This is a genomic window from Paraburkholderia jirisanensis (genome assembly GCF_054782355.1).
In genome coordinates this window covers 81,549-100,624 of the sequence record NZ_BAAGSQ010000027.1, presented here as the reverse complement: position 1 = coordinate 100,624, position 19,076 = coordinate 81,549, and the positions used below count along the sequence as shown (strand labels likewise).

Annotated in this window: 18 protein-coding genes; 12 read left to right on the top strand and 6 right to left on the bottom strand. The window is 63.1% G+C overall.

Going from position 1 to position 19,076, the window contains the following annotated elements; genetic code table 11:
• The first annotated feature begins 72 nt into the window (after positions 1-72).
• Complete coding sequence (locus tag ACYVNQ_RS23220) at positions 73-1,044, top strand: LysR substrate-binding domain-containing protein (RefSeq protein WP_460905073.1); 972 nt, start codon at positions 73-75, stop codon at positions 1,042-1,044.
• A 134-nt stretch (positions 1,045-1,178) separates the two neighbouring features.
• Here the strand turns inward: ACYVNQ_RS23220 and ACYVNQ_RS23215 are convergent, their stop codons facing one another.
• Complete coding sequence (locus tag ACYVNQ_RS23215; protein WP_460905072.1) at positions 1,179-2,048, bottom strand: isocitrate lyase/PEP mutase family protein; 870 nt, start codon at positions 2,046-2,048, stop codon at positions 1,179-1,181.
• A 260-nt stretch (positions 2,049-2,308) separates the two neighbouring features.
• On the opposite strand from ACYVNQ_RS23215, the gene ACYVNQ_RS23210 reads away from it, so the two are divergent.
• Together ACYVNQ_RS23210 and ACYVNQ_RS23205 are read left to right on the top strand one after the other, a co-directional pair.
• Positions 2,309-3,625, top strand: coding sequence for an MFS transporter (locus ACYVNQ_RS23210; protein WP_460905071.1), 1,317 nt, complete (start codon positions 2,309-2,311; stop codon positions 3,623-3,625).
• A gap of 23 nt (positions 3,626-3,648) precedes the next feature.
• A complete protein-coding gene (locus tag ACYVNQ_RS23205) occupies positions 3,649-4,392 on the top strand; it encodes an enoyl-CoA hydratase/isomerase family protein (protein ID WP_460905070.1) in 744 nt (247 codons plus the stop codon).
• A 119-nt stretch (positions 4,393-4,511) separates the two neighbouring features.
• On the opposite strand, the gene ACYVNQ_RS23200 is transcribed toward ACYVNQ_RS23205, so the two are convergent.
• Entirely contained in the window at positions 4,512-5,495 is a 984-nt protein-coding gene (locus ACYVNQ_RS23200) for a LacI family DNA-binding transcriptional regulator (RefSeq protein WP_460905069.1), read from the bottom strand.
• 308 nt (positions 5,496-5,803) lie between these two features.
• Between ACYVNQ_RS23200 and ACYVNQ_RS23195 the strand changes: the two genes are divergently transcribed.
• Together ACYVNQ_RS23195 and fghA are read left to right on the top strand one after the other, a co-directional pair.
• Positions 5,804-6,910 (top strand): S-(hydroxymethyl)glutathione dehydrogenase/class III alcohol dehydrogenase, encoded by a 1,107-nt coding sequence (locus ACYVNQ_RS23195; protein WP_460905068.1) that lies wholly within the window; start codon positions 5,804-5,806, stop codon positions 6,908-6,910.
• Between the two features lie 31 nt (positions 6,911-6,941).
• Entirely contained in the window at positions 6,942-7,787 is an 846-nt protein-coding gene (fghA, locus tag ACYVNQ_RS23190; protein ID WP_460905067.1) for an S-formylglutathione hydrolase, read from the top strand.
• A 94-nt stretch (positions 7,788-7,881) separates the two neighbouring features.
• Here fghA and ACYVNQ_RS23185 read toward each other — a convergent pair whose 3' ends face one another.
• The 4 genes from ACYVNQ_RS23185 to ACYVNQ_RS23170 all read right to left on the bottom strand — a co-directional run bounded on the left by ACYVNQ_RS23185 (position 7,882) and on the right by ACYVNQ_RS23170 (position 11,048).
• Positions 7,882-8,664 carry a metal ABC transporter permease gene (locus ACYVNQ_RS23185; RefSeq protein ID WP_460905066.1) on the bottom strand — a complete coding sequence of 261 codons (783 nt, stop codon included), beginning with the start codon at positions 8,662-8,664 and terminating at the stop codon, positions 7,882-7,884.
• Positions 8,657-9,580 (bottom strand): ABC transporter ATP-binding protein, encoded by a 924-nt coding sequence (locus ACYVNQ_RS23180; protein ID WP_460905065.1) that lies wholly within the window; start codon positions 9,578-9,580, stop codon positions 8,657-8,659. Before ACYVNQ_RS23180 ends, ACYVNQ_RS23185 begins: the two co-directional genes overlap by 8 nt.
• The gene (locus tag ACYVNQ_RS23175) at positions 9,577-10,518 is read right to left on the bottom strand and encodes a metal ABC transporter solute-binding protein (RefSeq protein WP_460906061.1); all 942 of its coding nucleotides are present in this window, start codon (positions 10,516-10,518) and stop codon (positions 9,577-9,579) included. The genes ACYVNQ_RS23180 and ACYVNQ_RS23175 overlap by 4 nt, the downstream gene beginning before the upstream one ends.
• Positions 10,519-10,586: 68 nt before the next feature.
• A complete protein-coding gene (locus ACYVNQ_RS23170) occupies positions 10,587-11,048 on the bottom strand; it encodes a Fur family transcriptional regulator (RefSeq protein WP_460905064.1) in 462 nt (153 codons plus the stop codon).
• Between the two features lie 267 nt (positions 11,049-11,315).
• Between ACYVNQ_RS23170 and ACYVNQ_RS23165 the strand changes: the two genes are divergently transcribed.
• From ACYVNQ_RS23165 to oxlT, 7 genes are all read left to right on the top strand, one after another.
• The gene (locus ACYVNQ_RS23165; RefSeq protein ID WP_460905063.1) at positions 11,316-12,098 is read left to right on the top strand and encodes an L-iditol 2-dehydrogenase; all 783 of its coding nucleotides are present in this window, start codon (positions 11,316-11,318) and stop codon (positions 12,096-12,098) included.
• An 88-nt stretch (positions 12,099-12,186) separates the two neighbouring features.
• The gene (locus ACYVNQ_RS23160) at positions 12,187-13,509 is read left to right on the top strand and encodes an ABC transporter substrate-binding protein (protein WP_460905062.1); all 1,323 of its coding nucleotides are present in this window, start codon (positions 12,187-12,189) and stop codon (positions 13,507-13,509) included.
• Positions 13,510-13,652: 143 nt separating this feature from the next.
• Positions 13,653-14,591 carry a carbohydrate ABC transporter permease gene (locus tag ACYVNQ_RS23155; protein WP_460905061.1) on the top strand — a complete coding sequence of 313 codons (939 nt, stop codon included), beginning with the start codon at positions 13,653-13,655 and terminating at the stop codon, positions 14,589-14,591.
• Positions 14,588-15,457 (top strand): carbohydrate ABC transporter permease, encoded by an 870-nt coding sequence (locus tag ACYVNQ_RS23150; RefSeq protein ID WP_460905060.1) that lies wholly within the window; start codon positions 14,588-14,590, stop codon positions 15,455-15,457. Before ACYVNQ_RS23155 ends, ACYVNQ_RS23150 begins: the two co-directional genes overlap by 4 nt.
• A gap of 5 nt (positions 15,458-15,462) precedes the next feature.
• Entirely contained in the window at positions 15,463-16,194 is a 732-nt protein-coding gene (locus ACYVNQ_RS23145) for an HAD family hydrolase (RefSeq protein ID WP_460905059.1), read from the top strand.
• A 40-nt stretch (positions 16,195-16,234) separates the two neighbouring features.
• Entirely contained in the window at positions 16,235-17,344 is a 1,110-nt protein-coding gene (locus tag ACYVNQ_RS23140) for an ABC transporter ATP-binding protein (RefSeq protein ID WP_460905058.1), read from the top strand.
• Positions 17,345-17,819: 475 nt separating this feature from the next.
• A complete protein-coding gene (gene oxlT, locus ACYVNQ_RS23135) occupies positions 17,820-19,073 on the top strand; it encodes an oxalate/formate MFS antiporter (RefSeq protein WP_460906059.1) in 1,254 nt (417 codons plus the stop codon).
• Positions 19,074-19,076: the final 3 nt, after the last annotated feature.

The following is a 19,076-nucleotide window of genomic DNA, read 5'->3' as shown; positions in this document are numbered from 1 at the left end:
AGATTGGTCGATAAGGCAAACTTATCGGCTGTTTGCCGTCTGTTTATCGCCTGCGTGTACGGAGAAAAACGCATGGAACTACGCCAGCTGCGCTACTTTGCGGCGATCGTCGAACACGGCAACATGACGCGCGCGGCCGACGCGCTGCACGTCGCGCAGCCCGCGCTGAGCCAGCAGCTGGCGAACCTCGAGGCGGAACTGCGCGGGCGGCTGTTCGAGCGCGGGCCGCAAGGCATGCGCGTCACTGCGGCGGGAGAGATCGTGTTTCGCCACGCGCGTACGCTGCTGCGGCAGATCGACGACATGCGCGCGGCGATCGATCATGAAATGGCGCGTCCTTCCGGGCGCGTGGCGCTCGGCATCCCGGGCAGCACCGCGCGGATGCTGGCGGTGCCGCTGCTGACCGCGCTCAGCGGCTATCCGGATATCCTCGTGGAACTGGTCGAGCGTCCGAGTGCGGAGCTGGTCGGTCTGGTCGCGCAAGGTGCGCTCGATCTCGCGATTGCGGTCGACGCGCAACCGATGCGCGGCCTTGCACTCACACCGTTGTTTTACGAGCAGCTGTACGTGGTGCAGCGATATGGTCGCGGCGCACACGCGGGCCGTGGTGCCGCGGCCCGTAGGCAGCATGCCGAGCCTTCTTCGATCACGCTGGCTGAGCTCGCCGCGCAGCCGCTTTTGCTGCCGAGCCCGCCGAGCACGATTCGCAGCCGCATCGAGGGTGCGCTGCTGGCGGCGCATCTTCCTTACCGGCTCGCCGCGGAAGTCGGCGCGACCGATTTGCTGATACGGCTCGCGGCTGCGGGAATCGGCGTAACCGCGTTGCCGTGGAGTGCGCTTGCCGAGGATATCGCGCAACGCAGGATTACCGCGCGCGTGCTCAACGATGCGCTGTTGCAGCGAGAGTTGTCGTTGTGTTTGCCGGCTGGCGTGCCGCTATCCGCGGCGGCGGAGGTGGTGCGTGTAGCAATGCTCGCGCAGTTGCAGCGGCTTGCGGGTTCACCGGAGTGGCGTGGCATACAGCCGGTCGGTACGTCAGAGTGACGCCGCGGGGCGACCGCGGGCGCAGTGCAGTCGGGACGTGCTGTCCCGAAGGGCAATCCGCGAAGGGCGGTCCATTCATTGCGCGCGGGCAGGGGACTTGCGGCTAGCCCTGCTGCGCGCGCTGCCGCAGAAGTTCAGCGCGTATAGCGCCGTTCTTCGTCAACCGCCTGCTCCAGACCGACGAACCGGTTGAACTCCTCGAACGAAGTAAGCCGGTCCGCCACCGCATTGGTCGAGCCTTCGCGCATGAAGATTTCCATCATCTCCTTCACCGCCTTGTGCATCGCGAACATCGGCTCGATCGGGCACAGCGCATAGTCGAAGCCGATTTCGTAGACTTCCTTCATCGACAGATAAGGGCTCTTGCCCGAGCGCGCCATGTTGAACAGGATCGGCTTGCCGAGCGGCTTGAGCCGGCGCACCAGTTCGCGCATCTGGTCGATGCTTTCGGGCGCGTCGGCATAGAGGCCGTCCGCACCGACCGCCGCATACGCTTCGAGACGCTCGATCGCATCGTTCAAGCCGGTCACTGCAATCGCATCGGTGCGCGCCACCACGAAGAAATCCGGATCGCTACGCGCGGCCAGCATCGCTGCGAGCTTTTGCTGCATTTCCTCTTTCGACACCAGCTGCTTGCCCGCAAAGTGTCCGCATTTCTTCGGTACGGCCTGATCTTCGAGATGCAGCACCGATGCGCCGGCTTCTTCCCACAGGCGGATCGTGCGCTGTGCGTCGAGCGTGCCGCCGTAGCCGGTATCGGCATCGGCGAATACCGGCACTTTCGTCACGCGGCAGATGCGCCGGATGTGCTCGAACATCTCCGTTTGCGTCAGCAGGCCGACGTCGGGCTGACCGGCAACGATCGCCGAAGCGGCAAAGCCGCTGACGTAGATCGCTTTCGCGCCGGCCTGTTCGGCGAGCATCGCGGTGACCGCATCGTGCGCGCCAAGGCAGACGAATGGCGGCGATTTCAGCAGTTCGCGGAATTGGGCTGAGCGGCTCAAGACGTTCTCCAGATCGATGGCAGTGGAATTAATGATATCGATAACATGACGCGCAGTGCAAGGCATCGCGCTGTTTTTGTTATCGATAACTTTTTTGTCTATGGCGCACAAAACGCCGTCGCAGCAGGCGTTTGCGCGGACATGACGCGATTGCCGCATGGCGTCGAAGGGTTTTCACGGATACTCGCCGGCCCGCGCGGGACCCTATAACGTGGTCGTCACGGTCACATCAGTTACGCATCACGCTTGCAGGGAGCGCCATGGACGAAGTCGAGTCGCGCACGATGCGCAAGGTATTGGGCCGATTCGTGCCTCTCCTGGTGGTGTGTTTCGTCGTTTCGTTTCTCGATCGCGTCAACGTCGGCTTCGCGGCGCTGACGATGAGCCGGGATCTCGGCTTTTCTTATACGGTGTTCGGCCTCGGTGCCGGATTGTTCTTTATCGGCTACTTCTTTTTCGAAGTGCCGTCGAACCTTGCCCTCGAGCGCTATGGTGCGCGCCGCTGGATCGCGCGAATCATGCTTACGTGGGGCGTGATATCGGCCGCGACCGCGTGGGTGGTCGGCGAGCGCAGCTTCTATGTGGTGCGGATTCTGCTGGGAATCGCTGAAGCGGGCTTCTTCCCCGGTGTGATTCTGTTTATGACCTACTGGGTGCCTGCTGCCTATCGCGGCCGGGTGGTCGGCGTGTTTATGGCGGCGATGCCTTTTGCCAGTGTGATCGGCGGGCCGGTCTCGGGCTGGCTGCTCGGGCTCGATCCCGTGATGGAATTGAAGGGCTGGCAGTTGATGTTCATCGTCGAAGCGGTTCCTTCGTTGATTCTCGCGGTTGTCGTGTTGAAGGTGCTGCGCGATAGCCCCGCGCAAGCGGAGTGGCTCGACACGGAAGAGCGCCAGTGGCTTGTGCGGACCCTCGAACTCGAGCGGCAGCGGCGCGTGCCGGTGAACGAACACGGTTTCTGGAATATCGCGCGACGTCCGATGGTGTTGCTGCTGGCCGCCGCGTACTTCGGGCTGGTCGCGTTCAACTTCGCGCTTAGCTTCTTTCTGCCGCAGATCGTCAAAGGTTTCCATCTGACGCTGCTCGAAACCGGCTTTGTCGCGGCCATTCCGTTTGCAGTCGGTGGCTTCGGCATGATCTGGTGGGGTAAGCGTTCCGATCGGCGCAACGAACGGCGCTTTCATCAGCTACTGCCCATTGCGCTCGCGATCATTGGGCTTGGCGGCTCGACGGTCGCACCATCCCCGCCTGTCGAACTCGCACTGCTATGCGTGGCCGCGTTTGGCGTATACGCGGCGCTACCGATCTTCTGGGCGCTAGTACCGGGGCTGCTCGGTCCCGCGATGGCGGCAGTGGGTTTCGCGGTGATCAATTCGCTCGGCAACCTGTCGGGATTTGCCGCGCCGTTCGTCGTCGGCGCGATCAAGGATGCGACCGGCAGCACCGCCGGCGGCATGCAGCTGATTGCCCTATACGGATGCATTGCATTCGTGATTCTCGCGTGGCTTGGCCGCTATTACCCTCGTGCGGCGGTACCGCGCGAAGGTGCGGCGCGCGTCGGCGAAGCCCGCAGCTGAAGTTGACTCAGGAGAGCATGTGAATGAGCGAAGTTGCAGCAGGCACGATCGACACGCGTATGCACGGTCGCGTGCAGATACTGGTGATGAATCGCCCGGCACGGGAGAACCGCGTAACGCAAGCGATGGCGGAGCAGGCGGCGCGTCTGCTCGAAGCCGCGCGCGTCGACCGCTCCATCTCGGGCTGCGTGCTGACCGGGCAAGGGGACGTGTTCTGCAAGGGCGGCGACTTCCTGAGCGCGGGCGCTACCAGCGACGGACGCCTCGGCTTCGCGCGCGCCTTTGCCGACATGGAGCGCGCGATCTGTCGTTTGGGCAAACCACTTGTCGCGGCGATCAACGGCGACGCGCATGCCGGTGGCTTCAGCCTCGTCGCGGCATGCGATCTCGCGGTGGCAAATCACTCCGCTACGCTCGGTTTGCCGGAGATCGCGCACGGGCTTTTTCCGTTTCTTGCGCTCGCGATCGTCAAGGACTGTCTGCCAAAGAAGGTGCTGTTCGATCTGATCTATCGTGCTCGTCTGCTAAGTGCCGGCGAGGCGCGCGAGCTGCATCTGGTGAATGAGACGATGCCCGCGGACGACGTGCTACCGCGGGCGATCGAGCTTGCCGATTGCACGGCGGCGTGCAATCCGGACATCATCAGCCTTGGACGCGATCTCTACTACAGCACGCGGTGTGCGGAGCCAGGACAGGCGGTCGAGCAATCGCGCTTCGCGCTGGTCGCTGCGCTCAAGGCGATGGAAGAGGGCGCGGGCAAACGGTAGCGCGTGGTGCGGGCGGTATGCTGCGTGCCGGGTACCGCGTGACGCGTGACGCGTGTCGTGCGGCGTATCACGCGTTACACGCCATGCGCGCCACATGGCACGAGCGCGCGCCAGGCATCTCAGGTGCTGCCCCGCTGAATCACGCTGAAACCGAGATCCACACGCGGCGCGCCGACCGGCTCATCCGCACCGCGCGCGACGATCATTTCGGCGCTGCGCACGCCGATTTCATAGCGCGGGAACGCCACCGTCGTAATCGGCGGCACCATGTTCTGCATCAGGTCGTTGTCGTCCGATGCGGCGATTGCGATGCGTTTGGGCACCTCCAGCCCACGCCGCTGGCATTCGAAGATCGCACCCGCGGCCAGCACATCCCCTGCGAAAAACACCGCCTGGGTGCGCGGCGCACGCGCGATCACGTCCGCAAGTGCGTGTGCGCCGCTCTCGAGGCCTGGCTCCACTTCGAGCAGCAGCGCCGGATCGATTTCGATACCCGCGCGGCGCAGCCCCGCGAGAAAGCCGTTGCGGCGCTGCCTGAGCCGCTCGCTGCTCGCGACCGGCAAGCTCGCAAACGCGAACCGGCGATAACCGAGGCCCAGCAGATGCTCGGCCATCGCCTTGCCGGCTGCGTGATTCGAGTAGCTGACCACCATGTCGATCGGCGTCGACGTCAGATTGCCGGTTTCGACGCAGGCGGTAGCGCTCTTGCGCAGCATATCGACGGTGCGTGGCGTGTGCTTCGTGTTGTGCAGGATGACCCCGCACACGCGCTGCGCGACGTACTCGGCGACCAGCTTTTCCTCTTCCTGCAGATCGAGGCCGCTGTCCGAGATCATCAGGTGCAGGTTGTTGCGCGACAGCACGTCCGAGATGCCTTTGATCATCTCGGCGTACAGCGCATTGCGCAGGCTCGGGATCATCAGCGCGACCACCGACGTGCGGTTCGACGACAGGTTGCCCGCCACGCGATTGGGCACGTAGCCGCTCTTGTCGATCGCGCGCTGCACGCTCTTGAGCACGGCCGGCGACACGCTGTCGGGGTTGCGCATCGCGCGTGACACCGTCATGGCCGATACGCCCGCCAGCTGCGCCACGTCTTTCATCGACGTTATCTGTGTCGCGCCTTTTTTGCCCACGAATCACCCCTTCGAGTCATTGGTCTCGCGCATTGGTCATCACGATGATTCACCGATTCTAAGTGAAAAGCTTTTCATCGCGACCGGAAACAGCGCGCGCTTTATGCACACCGATTGCTTCTTTACAGATCGTTGTGACCCGGCGAACATGCACGCATACGCGCGTCGGGCCTGCAGACGGGCGCGGTGCCGCCCGCGCGCGATGAGACAATAGCGTGCGCGCAGCGACGCATTCCGCTATCTGAATCGTCAATCGAACCCCTGGAGAACAGCCAATGAAGACCAAAGCAGCCATCGCATGGAAAGCCGGCGCACCGTTGACGATCGAAGAAGTCGACCTCGAGGGGCCGCGTGCCGGCGAAGTGCTGATCGAAGTGAAAGCGACGGGCATCTGTCACACCGATTACTACACGCTGTCGGGCGCCGATCCGGAAGGGCTGTTCCCAGCAATTCTTGGTCATGAAGGCGCGGGCGTGGTGGTCGACGTCGGGCCGGGCGTCGGCTCGCTGAAGAAGGGCGATCACGTCATTCCGCTTTACACGCCTGAGTGCCGCCAGTGCAAGTTCTGTCTGTCGCGCAAGACCAACCTGTGTCAGGCGATCCGCACCACACAAGGCAAGGGCCTGATGCCGGATGCGACGTCGCGCTTTTCACTGGATGGCAAGCCGCTGTTCCACTACATGGGCACGTCCACGTTCTCGAACTACATCGTGGTGCCGGAAATCGCGGTGGCGAAAATCCGCGAGGATGCGCCGTTCGACAAGGTCTGCTATATCGGCTGCGGCGTGACCACCGGTGTCGGCGCGGTCGTGTATTCGGCGAAAGTGGAAGCCGGTGCGAACGTGGTCGTGTTCGGCCTTGGCGGCATCGGGTTGAACGTGATCCAGGGCGCCAAAATGGTCGGCGCGGACAAGATTATCGGTGTCGACATCAATCCGGGTCGCGTCGAGCTCGCGAAGAAGTTCGGCATGACCGACTTCATCAATCCCACTGAAGTGGAGAACGTGGTCGACCGCATCGTGCAGCTGACCGACGGCGGCGCGGACTATTCGTTCGAATGCGTCGGCAACACCAAGTTGATGCGCCAGGCGCTCGAGTGCACGCATAAGGGCTGGGGCCAGTCGTTCATCATCGGCGTGGCGGCAGCCGGCGAAGAAATCAGCACGCGGCCGTTCCAGCTGGTGACGGGCCGTCAGTGGAGGGGCTCGGCGTTCGGCGGCGCGCGCGGCCGCACCGACGTGCCGAAAATCGTCGACTGGTATATGGAAGGCAAGATCAATATCGACGACCTGATCACGCACCACCTGAAGCTCGACCAGATCAACGAAGGCTTCGACCTGATGAAGAAGGGCGAGTCGATCCGCTCGGTTGTGATCTACTAACTCCGCTTCTACTTCTACCTGGAAGGCAGCCATGCCGGAAACGCGTTCCTCGCACGCTTGCCACGGCGGCGTGCAGCATTTTTATCAGCACGATTCGCAGACCATCGGTCTGCCGATGCGCTTCGCCGCATTCTTGCCGCCGCAGGCCGCGCACGGCAAGGTGCCGGCGCTGTTCTATCTGGCGGGGCTCACCTGCACCGAAGAGACCTTCCCGATCAAGGCCGGCGCGCAGCGCTTTGCCGCGCAGCACGGCATCGCGCTGATCGCGCCCGACACCAGTCCGCGCGGCGCGGGCGTGCCGGGGGAAAGCGATGCGTGGGACTTCGGCGTCGGTGCGGGGTTTTATGTCGACGCGACGCGCGAGCCATGGGCGAAGCACTATCGGATGTACTCGTACGTGCGCGACGAGCTGCGCGAACTGGTGTGCGCGAGCTTGCCGATCGATGCGTCGCGGCTCGGTATCTTCGGCCATTCGATGGGCGGACATGGTGCGTTGATGCTGGCGTTGCGCAATCCGCAGTTGTACAGGTCGGTGTCGGCATTCGCGCCGATCGCCGCGCCGATGCATTGCCCGTGGGGGCAAAAGGCGTTCAGCGGCTATCTTGGCGACGATCGCGACGCATGGCGTCAGTACGACGCAAGCGAACTGGTTGCGCGCGCATCCAGTCGGTTCAAGGAAGGGATTCTGGTCGATCAGGGGCTGGCCGATCAGTTTCTCGAGCAGCAGCTAAACCCGGATCTGTTCGAGGCAGCGTGCGCGGCCGCGGGGCAGCCGCTGACGTTGCGGCGCCATGCTGGCTACGACCACGGGTATTACTTCATCTCGACGTTCGTCGAGGATCACATCGCGCATCACGCGAAGGTGCTGCTGGCTTAACGGCGGTATGCGGTCGGGCAACGCGTCGCACCTGGAAGCAGGGCGGCGCGTGTCGTGCAGGCACTGTCGCCGCCCGCCCTTGATGCCTTGCCGCTTAACGCCGTCCCAGCAAACTCCCGCCGTACACGAGCGCCGCGAGCAGCGTGATCCAGAAGCTCGTTGGCCAGTCCGTATAGAACGCGAGCGTCACGCCGAGCCACGCTTGCACCAGCGCCAGCGCAGCGGCGAGCACGAGACCGGTGGACAGCCGCGTCGTCATGTTCTGCGCGGCGGCGGCCGGCCCGACCATCAGCGTGAACACCAGCAGCACGCCGACGATCTGCGTGCACGCGGCCACCGCGAGGGCGGCGATCGCCAGAAACAGCACCGACACGAGCCGCAGCGACACGCCTTTCGCTTCGGCCAGTTCCGGCTGCAGTGAAGCGAACAGCAACGGCCGCATGATCGCGGCCAGCGCCAGCAGGCTGAATACACCGATCGCGGCCAGCACCGCCAGCGTCGATGCGCTGACGCCCAGCACATTGCCGAACAGCAGCGCAGTGACCTGGGTCGCATACGCGGTGAAGAAATGCAGAAACAGCAAGCCGAAGCCGAGCGCCAGCGAAAGCACCACGCCGATCGCCACGTCGCGGCCCGCCAGCCGCTCGCCGAGCGCGCCCATGCCGACACCCGCCGCGAGCGTGAAGCCGATCATCCCCCAGATCGGCGAGACGCCGATCAGCACCGCGCCGGTCGCGCCGGTGAAGCCGACGTGCGACAGCGCATGGCCGGCGAACGTCTGCCCGCGCATCACAAGGAAATACCCGACGATGCCCGACAGCACCGCGACGATCCCCGATGCCACGAAGGCATTGATCATGAAATCGTATTCAAACATCGTGCGTGTGTCCGTCGCGTGACGCGTGAGAATGGTGGTGGCCGTGAGCGTGGCCCTGCGCGTGCGGCGTGCCGTGACTATGGCCGCCGTCGTCTTCATGCTCGTGATCGTGTTTTTCCACTTCGACGTCGCCGGACATCACGAAGATGCGGCCGTTCACGCGCATTACGTCGATTGCCGAACCATAGAGGCGCGATAGCACCGGCTTGGTGATCACTTCGTCGACCGTGCCGAGCGCCGCAACACCGTTGCCGAGATACAGCACGCGGTCGAGCGCATGCAGCAGCGGATTCAGTTCATGCGCGGAGAACAGTACCGCGATGCCGAGCTCCTGCTGCACGCGCCGCACCAGTTCGACCACGCTGCGCTGATGATGCGGATCGAGGCTGATCAGCGGTTCGTCGAGCAGCAGCAGACGCGGATTGCCTAGCAGACACTGCGCGAGCAGCAACCGTTGCCGTTCGCCGCCCGACAGTTCCGAAAGCGGCCGTGCCGCCAGCGCGGTGGCGCCGACCAGCTCGAGCACCCGCTCGACATCCGCACGGGTGTTTGCATCCGCGCGTGGCAAGCCCCACCGGTGGCCGTCGGCCGCCATCGCCACGAAGTCGCGGCCGCGCACGCGCCGGCCGGCGAGCGCGCTGCGCGTCTGCGGCATATAGCCGATCGACGGGTTGCCGCACACGACCGGTTCGCCGAGCACGCGTACCGTGCCGCTCGCTGCGGGCACGAGGCCCAGCACCGAACGCATCAGCGTGGTCTTGCCGGCGCCGTTCGGGCCGAGCACGCCGATGAATTCGCCCTGCCGCACCGTGAAGCTGGTGTCGCGCAGGATCGTGCGGTCGCCGAGCTCGAGCGTTACGTGCTCGAGCTCGAGGACAGGTGCCGCAGCGGACGGCGTTCGGCCGCTTTCATTCATTGACTCTTTCCTTTAGTGGCCGCATCGCCCGTGGCGAGCGCCGTGCTGAGCGCATCCAGTTGCGAGAGCATCCATTGCTGATAGTTCTTGCCCGCCGGCTCCGTCTCCGTGACGCTCATGGTCGGCACCTTCGATTGCTGCGCGAGCTTCAGCATGCGTTTGGTCAGTGCTTCGGTTGCCTGGCTGTTATAGATCAGCACGCGTACGTGCCGCCCGCGCAAGTCAGCTTCGAACGCAGCGATATCCGATGCGCTTGCTTCCGTGTCGTTCATCGTTGCCAGCTGGAAACGCTGGTTGCGCATCTCCAGACCGATGGCATCCGACATATAGCCGAACACCGGCTCGGTTGCCGTGACCGGCAAACCGGCGTAGCGGCCATGCAGTTCGGCGACCTTGGCGTCGATCGGCTTCAGCGAGTCGAGAAACGTCGCGAGATTCGCATCGTACGCTGTCTTGTGCGCCGGGTCAGCCGATGCGAGTGCCGTGCTCACCGCGCGCGCGACCGCGGGCATCGTCTTCGGGTCGTACCACAGGTGCGGATTGTCGCCGCTTTTCTTGCCGGTCAGATCGGCTGCGACGATCGTCGTGCGCGTCGCGCTCTTCGATGCGTTCAGCAGCTTGGCCATCCACGGATCGTAGTCGGCGCCGTTATAGACGACAAGGCTGGCGTGCTGCAACGCGCGCGCCGTCTTCGGGCTGGCTTCGAACAGATGTGGATCCTGGTCCGGGTTGCTCAGGATGCTGGTGACGCTCACGTAAGCGCCGCCCAGTTGCTGCACCACGTCGCCGTAGAAGTTCTCGGCGGCTACCACCTGGATCTTGCCGTTGTGCTGCTGCGCGTGTGCGGCTTGTGCAACCGCCAGCACGGCCAGCGAAGCGGCCACGCCTTTGATCAGTTTTGCTGCGAGAGTGGCGGCGAGACGCCCTGTGTGCCGCATCGACTTGTTGTTGTTCATTGCTGATCCGCTATGCCTTGTGAAATGGATTGGACAGAACGACTACCGGACTACCGTTGACCGCGCTGGCAGGCAGCGCAGATACCGCTTAACTCGACCACCTGATGACGCACCTCGAATCCATGCGCCGGTGCGCTGCTCGCCAGTTGTGCGGCCAGTTCGCCGCCGGGAATCTCGACGGTTTCGCCGCATTTCTCGCAGATCAGGAACTGCCCCTGATGCGGGTGCCCGACCTCGCAGCACGCGAAATACGCGTTCTTCGACTCGATCCGATGCACGAAGCCATGCTCGACCAGAAAGTCCAGCACGCGATAGACGGTGGTGGGCGGTACGCGGCCGCGCTGCGGCGCCAGCCCCGCGAGCAGGTCATAGGCGCCGATCGGCCGGTCGCTGGCCGCGATCAGCGTGTAGACCTGCCGGCGCAGCGTCGTCAACGCGACGCCGCGCGTGGCGGCGACGGCTTCGGCGCGCGCGAGTGTGCGCGCAAGGCGCTGGTCGTGCGAGGCGGACATGGGCGGCTCCTGGTCGCTCTGCATCGGAACGGGTGAGGTCGCGAATGATATAACGTATCGTCCCAATTTGTCATTGCCTCTCTCCGTGCCTTGTCTACATTGGAAGAGCCGCGTTCTGTCAGCTGCCGCGCTGCACCATCGAAATCTTGCAGCGCGCCTTGACATGGCTTTACACGTATCCGATCATTCGATCATAAACAGAGCAATTGATCGCGCGGCGAGCGTTCGCTCACTGCGCGCAAAGACTCGAACGAATGGGAGACAGCAGTGGCAGCGCGATTGCAAGACAAAGTGGCGATCCTGACTGGCGCGGCAAGCGGTATCGGCGAAGCGGTCGCGCGTCGCTATCTGGATGAAGGCGCGCGCTGCGTTCTGGTCGACGTCAAGCCGGCCGCCGAATTCGCGCAGCAACTGCGCGGCGAGCACGGTGAGCAGGTGCTCACACTCAGCGCGGACGTCACACAGCGTGAAGACATCGAACGCATCGTCGCGCAGACGGTGCAGCACTTCGGCCAGATCGACATCCTGTTCAACAATGCGGCGCTATTCGATATGCGCCCGCTTCTCGACGAATCCTGGGATACCTACGACAAGCTCTTCGCGGTCAACGTGAAGGGCATGTTCTTCCTGATGCAGGCCGTTGCGCGCCGGATGGTCGAACAAGGCCACGGCGGCAAGATCATCAATATGTCGTCGCAGGCGGGGCGCCGCGGCGAAGCGCTGGTATCGCACTATTGCGCGACCAAGGCGGCGGTGCTCAGCTATACGCAATCCGCGGCGCTCGCCCTCGCGCCGCATCAGATCAACGTCAATGGCATCGCGCCGGGCGTCGTCGATACGCCGATGTGGGAGCAGGTCGATGCGCTCTTTGCACGTTACGAGAACCGGCCGCTCGGCGAGAAGAAGCGTCTCGTCGGCGAAGCGGTGCCGCTTGGCAGGATGGGGCTGCCGGCGGATCTGACCGGCGCGGCGCTGTTTCTCGCATCGGCTGATGCGGATTACATCACCGCGCAAACCCTGAACGTCGACGGCGGCAACTGGATGAGCTGACTTTCACCGCCACCCTCGGCTCGTCGCACCGGTTTTCCGGCCGGTTTCACGAAGCCAATATACGAACGTACGATAAAGGAGACAAACGATGAAACCTGCCCTGAAGCCCGCGCTGAAACTACTGAGCGTTGCGGCGGCGGCCTGTGCGGCGCTAAGCGCGTCGGCAGCGACCGTGACGATCGCGACGCTGAACAATCCGGACATGATCGAGCTGAAGAAGCTGTCGCCGGCCTTCGAAAAGGCCAATCCGGACATCAAGCTGAACTGGGTGATTCTCGAAGAAAACGTGCTGCGCCAGCGTGCCACCACCGACATCACGACCGGCAGCGGCCAGTTCGACGTGATGACGATCGGCGCTTATGAAACGCCGCAATGGGGCAAGCGTGGCTGGCTGTCGCCGCTCACCAACCTGCCGGCCGACTACGATCTGAACGATGTGGTGAAGACCGCGCGCGATGGTTTGTCGTATAACGGCGCGCTGTATGCGCTGCCGTTTTACGTCGAGAGCTCGATGACGTTCTATCGCAAGGACCTGTTTCAGGCGAAGGGCCTGAAAATGCCAGACCAGCCGACCTACGACCAGATCGCGCAATTCGCCGAAAAGCTGACCGACAAGGCCAACGGCATGTACGGCATCTGCCTGCGCGGCAAGGCGGGCTGGGGCGAGAACATGGCGTATGTGACGACGCTGGTGAATACGTTCGGCGGTCGCTGGTTCGACGAAAAGTGGCAGGCGCAACTGACCACGCCTGAATGGAAGAAAGCCGTCTCGTTCTACGTCGACCTGCTGAAGAAGTACGGACCGCCCGGAGCGAGCTCGAACGGTTTCAATGAAAACCTGACGCTGATGTCGTCCGGCAAGTGCGGGATGTGGATCGACGCAACGGTCGCGGCGGGCATGCTGTACAACAAGACGCAATCGCAGATCTCGGACAAGGTCGGCTTCGCGGCCGCGCCGACGCAGGTCACGCCGAACGGCTCGCACTGGCTGTGGGCGTGGGCGCTGGCGATTCCGAAGACCTCCAAGCAGCAGGACGCGGCGAAGAAGTTCATTGAATGGGCCACGTCGAAGCAGTACATCGAACTGGCCGCAAAGGACGAAGGCTGGGCTTCGGTGCCGCCGGGCACGCGTCAGTCGACGTATGCGCGCCCCGAGTACAAGCAGGCCGCGCCGTTCGCCGACTTCGTGCTGAAGGCGATCGAAACCGCCGATCCGAATCATCCGACCGCGAAGCCGGTGCCGTACACCGGCGTGCAGTTCGTCGGCATTCCGGAGTTCCAGTCGTTCGGTACGGTGGTTGGCCAGAGCATCTCCGGCGCAGTGGCGGGACAGATGACGGTGGATCAGGCGCTTGCAGCGGGCAACGCCGCTGCGGACCGCGCCGTGAAGCAGGCCGGGTATCAGAAGTAACGCCGGCAAGTAACCCGCGCGTGCTTCGCAACACGACGTCCGCTTGAAGCAACCCCGGCTGGACGCCCGTCCAGCCGGACTCCGGCAGCACAGCGGGCCGCCCGCAGCAACGCGGCTCGCGCATTACCGAACAGGTGCCAACCATGCCTCATCTGCGCCTTCCACTGTCGCACGCCGACCATCCCCAAACTGAGCAGGAACGCGAATCGCGCAAGGCCGCCTCGGCGCGCTGGTTGTCTTCGCCTTCGGTTGCGGTTCTGGTGTTATGGATGGCGATTCCGCTCGCGATGACGATCTGGTTTTCGTTTTCGCGCTACAACCTGCTGAACCCTGACGTCAAAGGATTCGCGGGCGTCGATAACTACCACTACCTCGCGACCGACCCATCGTTCTGGCCGTCGATCGTGCATACGCTGCAGCTGATCGTTGCGGTGCTGGTGATCACGGTGGTCGGCGGCGTTCTGATGTCGGTGCTGTTCGACCGCAAGTTCTACGGGCAAGGTGTGGCGCGGTTGCTCGCGATTGCACCGTTCTTCGTGATGCCAACCGTCAGCGCGCTGATCTGGAAGAACATGATCCTGCACCCGGTGTATGGGTTGATCGCAAGCGGCATGCGCGCGGTCGGTCTTACGCCGATCGACTGGTTCGCCGATTACCCGCTGACTGCGGTGATCATCATCGTCGCGTGGCAGTGGTTGCCGTTCGCGTTTCTGATTCTGTTTACCGCGATCCAGTCGCTGGATCAGGAGCAGAAGGAAGCGGCAAAGATCGACGGTGCCGGTCCATTTGCGATGTTCTTCTACATCACGTTGCCGCACCTGAAACGCGCGATCGCGGTGGTCGTGATGATGGAAACCATCTTCCTGCTGTCGATCTTCGCCGAGATCTATACGACCACCGGCGGCGGCCCAGGCAATGCCACCACCAATCTGTCGTACCTGATCTACTCGCTCGGCCTGCAGCAGTTCGACGTCGGCCTTGCCTCGGCGGGCGGGATTCTCGCGGTGGTGCTCGCGAACATCGTGTCGTTCTTCCTTGTGCGGATGCTCGCGAAGAACCTGAAAGGGGAGTACGAAAAATGAGCCAGGTCGCTGCTACACCCGTTGTTGCAAGCGCAAGCTCTTCGGTGAATTCGCCGTGGGCCGTGGTCAAGCGCAGCATTCCGGGCATCCTCGCGTGGCTGATCGCGCTGCTGCTGTTCTTCCCGATCTTCTGGATGACGATCACCGCATTCAAGACCGAGCAGCAGGCGTATGCGTCGTCACTGTTCTTTACGCCTACGCTCGAGAGCTTCCATGAAGTGTTCGCGCGCAGCAATTACTTCGCGTTTGCGTGGAATTCGGTGCTGATCTCAGTGGGCGTGACGATCGTCTGTCTGCTTCTGGCGGTGCCCGCAGCGTATGCGATGGCGTTCTTCCCGACTCGCCGCACGCAGAAAGTGCTGCTGTGGATGCTGTCGACCAAGATGATGCCGTCGGTCGGCGTGCTGGTGCCGATCTATCTGCTGTGGAAGAACAGCGGGCTGCTCGACACGGTATCGGGTCTGGTCATCGTCTATACGCTGATCAATCTGCCGATCGCCGTGTGGATGTCGTTCACGTACTTCGCCGAGATTCCACGCGACATTCTCGAAGCCGGCCGTATCGATGGCGCGGCGACGTGGCAGGAAATCGTCTATCTGCTGATGCCGATGTCGCTGCCGGGCCTCGCATCGACTGCGCTGCTGCTGGTGATCCTGTCGTGGAACGAAGCGTTCTGGAGCATCAATCTGTCGAGCTCGAATGCGGCGCCGTTGACGGTGTTCATCGCGTCGTACTCGAGTCCGGAAGGGTTGTTCTGGGCCAAGCTTTCCGCGGCATCGTTGCTTGCGGTTGCGCCGATCCTGATCGTCGGCTGGCTGTCGCAGAAGCAACTGGTGCGTGGCCTTACGTTCGGGGCGGTTAAGTGACGCACATGCAGACAGACATCAGGACCGAAACCGACCTCGCACTGATCTGCGATTGCGACGGTGTGCTGATCGACAGCGAAGCCGTCGCCGCCGCGATGCTGGTGCGCGAACTCGAAACGCGCTGGCCCGGTGCGGACGTCGCGCCGATCGTGATGCCGCTGCTTGGCCTGCGCATCGAACGCGTGCTGGAAGGCACGGCAGAGCAGCTCGGCAAGACGCTCGCGCAACACGACATCCAGGCGATTCGCACCAGCGTCGAAGCGGCCGCCGTGCAGGCGCCGATGGTAGATGGCATCGAACAGGCATTGGCCAGCGTCACACTAACCAAAGCTTGCGCGAGCAACAGTTTCAGGCCGTATGTCGAAGCCGCGCTCGCGCGTACCGGCCTTGCGAAGTTTTTTGGCGAGCGCCTGTTTTGCGCGGATGCAGTACCGCGGCCCAAGCCCGCGCCGGATGTGTATCTGGCGGCGGCGCGCGGCCTCAACGTCACGCCTGATTCTTGTCTTGTCGTTGAGGACAGTGTGACAGGCGTCACCGCGGCGACGGCGGCCGGCATGACGGTGATCGGTTTCGCCGGCGGTGGTCATGCGAGCGCGGCGCAGATCGAAGCATTGCGCCGCGCCGGTGCGCAGCAGATCTTCGACGACATGCGGGAACTACCGGAACGGGTGCAGCGCTGGACGCAGCAGATCACGCAACGCACGACGGCCGGCTCGCACCAGGCCGGTTCTCATTGAGACGATTCAACGCAGCAAAAGCGATACACGGAGACACATCATGGCTAGCCTGACCCTGCGCAATATCAGCAAGCGCTACGACGACAACGAAGTGATGCGCAACATCAACCTCGACATCGCGGATGGCGAGTTCGTCGTGTTCGTCGGACCGAGCGGCTGCGGCAAGTCGACGCTGATGCGGATGATCGCCGGGCTGGAGGATATCAGTAGCGGCGATCTGAACATCGACGCCACGCGCGTGAACGACGTGCCGCCGGCCAAGCGCGGCATTGCTATGGTATTTCAGTCATATGCGCTGTATCCGCATATGACGCTGTACGACAACATGGCGTTCGGCCTGAAGCTCGCCGGGACAAAAAAGCCGGAGATCGATGTGGCCGTGCGCAACGCGGCGAAGATCCTGCACATCGACCATCTGCTCGAACGCAAGCCGAAGCAATTGTCAGGCGGGCAGCGGCAGCGGGTGGCAATCGGCCGCGCGATCACGCGCAAACCGAAGGTGTTCCTGTTCGACGAGCCGCTGTCGAATCTCGATGCCGCGCTGCGCGTGAAGATGCGCCTTGAATTCGCGCGCCTGCACGACGAACTGAAGACGACGATGATCTACGTGACGCACGATCAGGTCGAAGCAATGACGCTGGCCGACAAGATCGTGGTGCTGTCGGCCGGCAATCTGGAGCAGGTCGGTACGCCTAACATGCTGTATCACGCGCCGGCGAACCGGTTCGTGGCCGGCTTTATCGGCTCGCCGAAGATGAACTTTCTCGAAGGCGTCGTGCAGTCGGTGGCCACGGACGGCCTGGTGGTGCGCTACGACACCGGCGAAACACAACGTGTGAACGTAGAGCCTGGCCGTGCGAAGGAAGGCGACAAGGTGACGGTCGGCATCCGACCCGAGCACATTCACATCGATTCGACCGACTTCGGTGTGTCCGCGACGGTGATGGCGATCGAATCGCTTGGCGATGCAGCTTATCTTTATGCGGAATGCGGTGTCGCGCCGGATGGGCTGATTGCGCGGATTCCGCCGCTCGATCGGCATCAGAAGGGCAAGACGGTGAAGTTTGGCGCCACGCCCGATCATTGCCATCTGTTCGATAGCGACGGTCTGGCGTTCCAGCGGAAGATCGTCGAAGTGCTCGCGGCCTGATGCGAATCGCAACGTCGTTGCTGGTTCAGCGGTTCTGATTAATGAGTAAATAGTAAGTAAAGGACATGCGCGCTTTGCGTAGGCGCGCGTGTCCGGTCGCATGGTTGTTCCTCGGGATAACCCTCATACGCCTTCATCGCAACGCTCCCGCTCATCCTCCAGATTCCGTGTCGAATCGCTCGCCGGTTACTTACTTGTTTCTAACTAAACCCCTTCGCCTATTCGCCAAGGCTTATTCAAACGATAAAAAACTTTGATTTTTGCTATTGCGAAAAAAAACCCACCATCGTCGGACGTCGGCGAATTATGGTCGGGCTTTGCACATTTGTGCCTATGCAACAAGAACCGCAGCGCCAGTACGACACCAAGAAGTGATTAACGGAGACGTAGCTTGCGCCAGTCAGACAAAGCACCCATCGGCACGCCCTCTCGCCTGCAGAGCCGATGGTTTCAACTCGCGATCGGCATCATCTGCATGGGCCTCGTCGCGAACCTTCAATACGCGTGGACCCTGTTCGTCGAACCGATGAGCGCCGATCATCACTGGGGGCTCGCTTCGATTCAGACGGCTTTCTCCATTTTCATCGTCACCGAAACCTGGCTGGTTCCGATTGAGGGCTGGCTCGTCGACCGCTTCGGTCCGCGTCCGGTGGTGATCGGCGGCGCAATCTGCGCCGGCCTCGGCTGGATCCTCGATGCGTATGCGCCGAGTCTCCCCGTGTTGTATATCGCCGCGGTGATCTCCGGCGTCGGCGCAGGCTGCGTGTACGGCACGTGCGTCGGCAACGCGCTGAAGTGGTTTCCGGACCGGCGCGGTTTGGCGGCGGGCCTGACGGCCGCCGGCTTCGGTGCAGGTGCCGCGCTGACGGTGATCCCGATCGCGTCGATGATCCAGCGCTCCGGCTACCAGCACACGCTGATCTTCTTCGGCATTCTGCAAGGCGGCGTGATCCTGCTGCTGGCAACGCTGCTGGTGCGTCCGAGCCCGCCGGCCGCCGCGCGCGCCGTCAAGCGCATCGTCGCGACCAAAGTCGACTACACGACCAACCAGATGGTGCGCACGCCGGTGTTCTGGGTGATGTACGCGATGTTCGTGTGCGTCGCGGCGGGCGGCATCATCGCGACCGCGCAGATCGGCCCGATCGCGAAGGAATTCGGTTTCGCGTCGATGCCGGTGACGCTGTTCTCCGCCACGCTGCCGCTGCTGACGATGACGCTGTCGATCAACAACGTGTGCAACGGCTTCACGCGGCCGGTGTGCGGTGCGATTTCAGACCGTATCGGCCGCGAGAACACGATGTTCCTGACCTTCCTCGGCGAAGGCCTCGCGCTGCTCGGCCTGATGCACTTCGGTCACAACCCGTACCTGTTCATGGTGTTCTCCGCGTTGATCTTCCTGTTCTACGGCGACATCTTCTCGAACTTCCCGGCGACCTGTGCCGATACGTTCGGCGCGAAGTACGCGGCAGGCAACGCCGGCACGCTGTACACCGCGAAGGGCACGGCGGCGTTGCTGGTGCCGGTCGCGTCGGTGCTGGCCGAGCACGGCGGCTGGAACACGGTGTTCATCTTTGCCGCGTGCATCTCGATTGCCGGCAGCGTCAGCGCGAAGTTCTTCCTCGCACCGATGCGTAAGCGCTGGATCGAGAACTCGGCGAAGGAAAGCGAAGCGCGCGCAGGGTTCGGCGCCGCTGCGTATCGGCCCACTCCGTTGGGATCCAACGAGTGAGCG

Excerpts from the sequence above, each read along its gene's own strand:
- ACYVNQ_RS23220 (WP_460905073.1), top strand. The coding sequence starts at position 73 with ATGGAACTACGCCAGCTGCGCTACTTTGCGGCGATCGTCGAACACGGC.
- ACYVNQ_RS23210 (WP_460905071.1), top strand. The coding sequence starts at position 2,309 with ATGGACGAAGTCGAGTCGCGCACGATGCGCAAGGTATTGGGCCGATTC.
- ACYVNQ_RS23205 (WP_460905070.1), top strand. The coding sequence starts at position 3,649 with ATGAGCGAAGTTGCAGCAGGCACGATCGACACGCGTATGCACGGTCGC.
- ACYVNQ_RS23200 (WP_460905069.1), bottom strand. The coding sequence starts at position 5,495 with ATGAAAGACGTGGCGCAGCTGGCGGGCGTATCGGCCATGACGGTGTCA.
- ACYVNQ_RS23195 (WP_460905068.1), top strand. The coding sequence starts at position 5,804 with ATGAAGACCAAAGCAGCCATCGCATGGAAAGCCGGCGCACCGTTGACG.
- fghA (WP_460905067.1), top strand. The coding sequence starts at position 6,942 with ATGCCGGAAACGCGTTCCTCGCACGCTTGCCACGGCGGCGTGCAGCAT.
- ACYVNQ_RS23185 (WP_460905066.1), bottom strand. The coding sequence starts at position 8,664 with ATGTTTGAATACGATTTCATGATCAATGCCTTCGTGGCATCGGGGATC.
- ACYVNQ_RS23180 (WP_460905065.1), bottom strand. The coding sequence starts at position 9,580 with ATGAATGAAAGCGGCCGAACGCCGTCCGCTGCGGCACCTGTCCTCGAG.
- ACYVNQ_RS23175 (WP_460906061.1), bottom strand. The coding sequence starts at position 10,518 with ATGCGGCACACAGGGCGTCTCGCCGCCACTCTCGCAGCAAAACTGATC.
- ACYVNQ_RS23170 (WP_460905064.1), bottom strand. The coding sequence starts at position 11,048 with ATGTCCGCCTCGCACGACCAGCGCCTTGCGCGCACACTCGCGCGCGCC.
- ACYVNQ_RS23160 (WP_460905062.1), top strand. The coding sequence starts at position 12,187 with ATGAAACCTGCCCTGAAGCCCGCGCTGAAACTACTGAGCGTTGCGGCG.
- ACYVNQ_RS23155 (WP_460905061.1), top strand. The coding sequence starts at position 13,653 with ATGCCTCATCTGCGCCTTCCACTGTCGCACGCCGACCATCCCCAAACT.
- ACYVNQ_RS23150 (WP_460905060.1), top strand. The coding sequence starts at position 14,588 with ATGAGCCAGGTCGCTGCTACACCCGTTGTTGCAAGCGCAAGCTCTTCG.
- ACYVNQ_RS23145 (WP_460905059.1), top strand. The coding sequence starts at position 15,463 with ATGCAGACAGACATCAGGACCGAAACCGACCTCGCACTGATCTGCGAT.
- ACYVNQ_RS23140 (WP_460905058.1), top strand. The coding sequence starts at position 16,235 with ATGGCTAGCCTGACCCTGCGCAATATCAGCAAGCGCTACGACGACAAC.
- oxlT (WP_460906059.1), top strand. The coding sequence starts at position 17,820 with ATGGGCCTCGTCGCGAACCTTCAATACGCGTGGACCCTGTTCGTCGAA.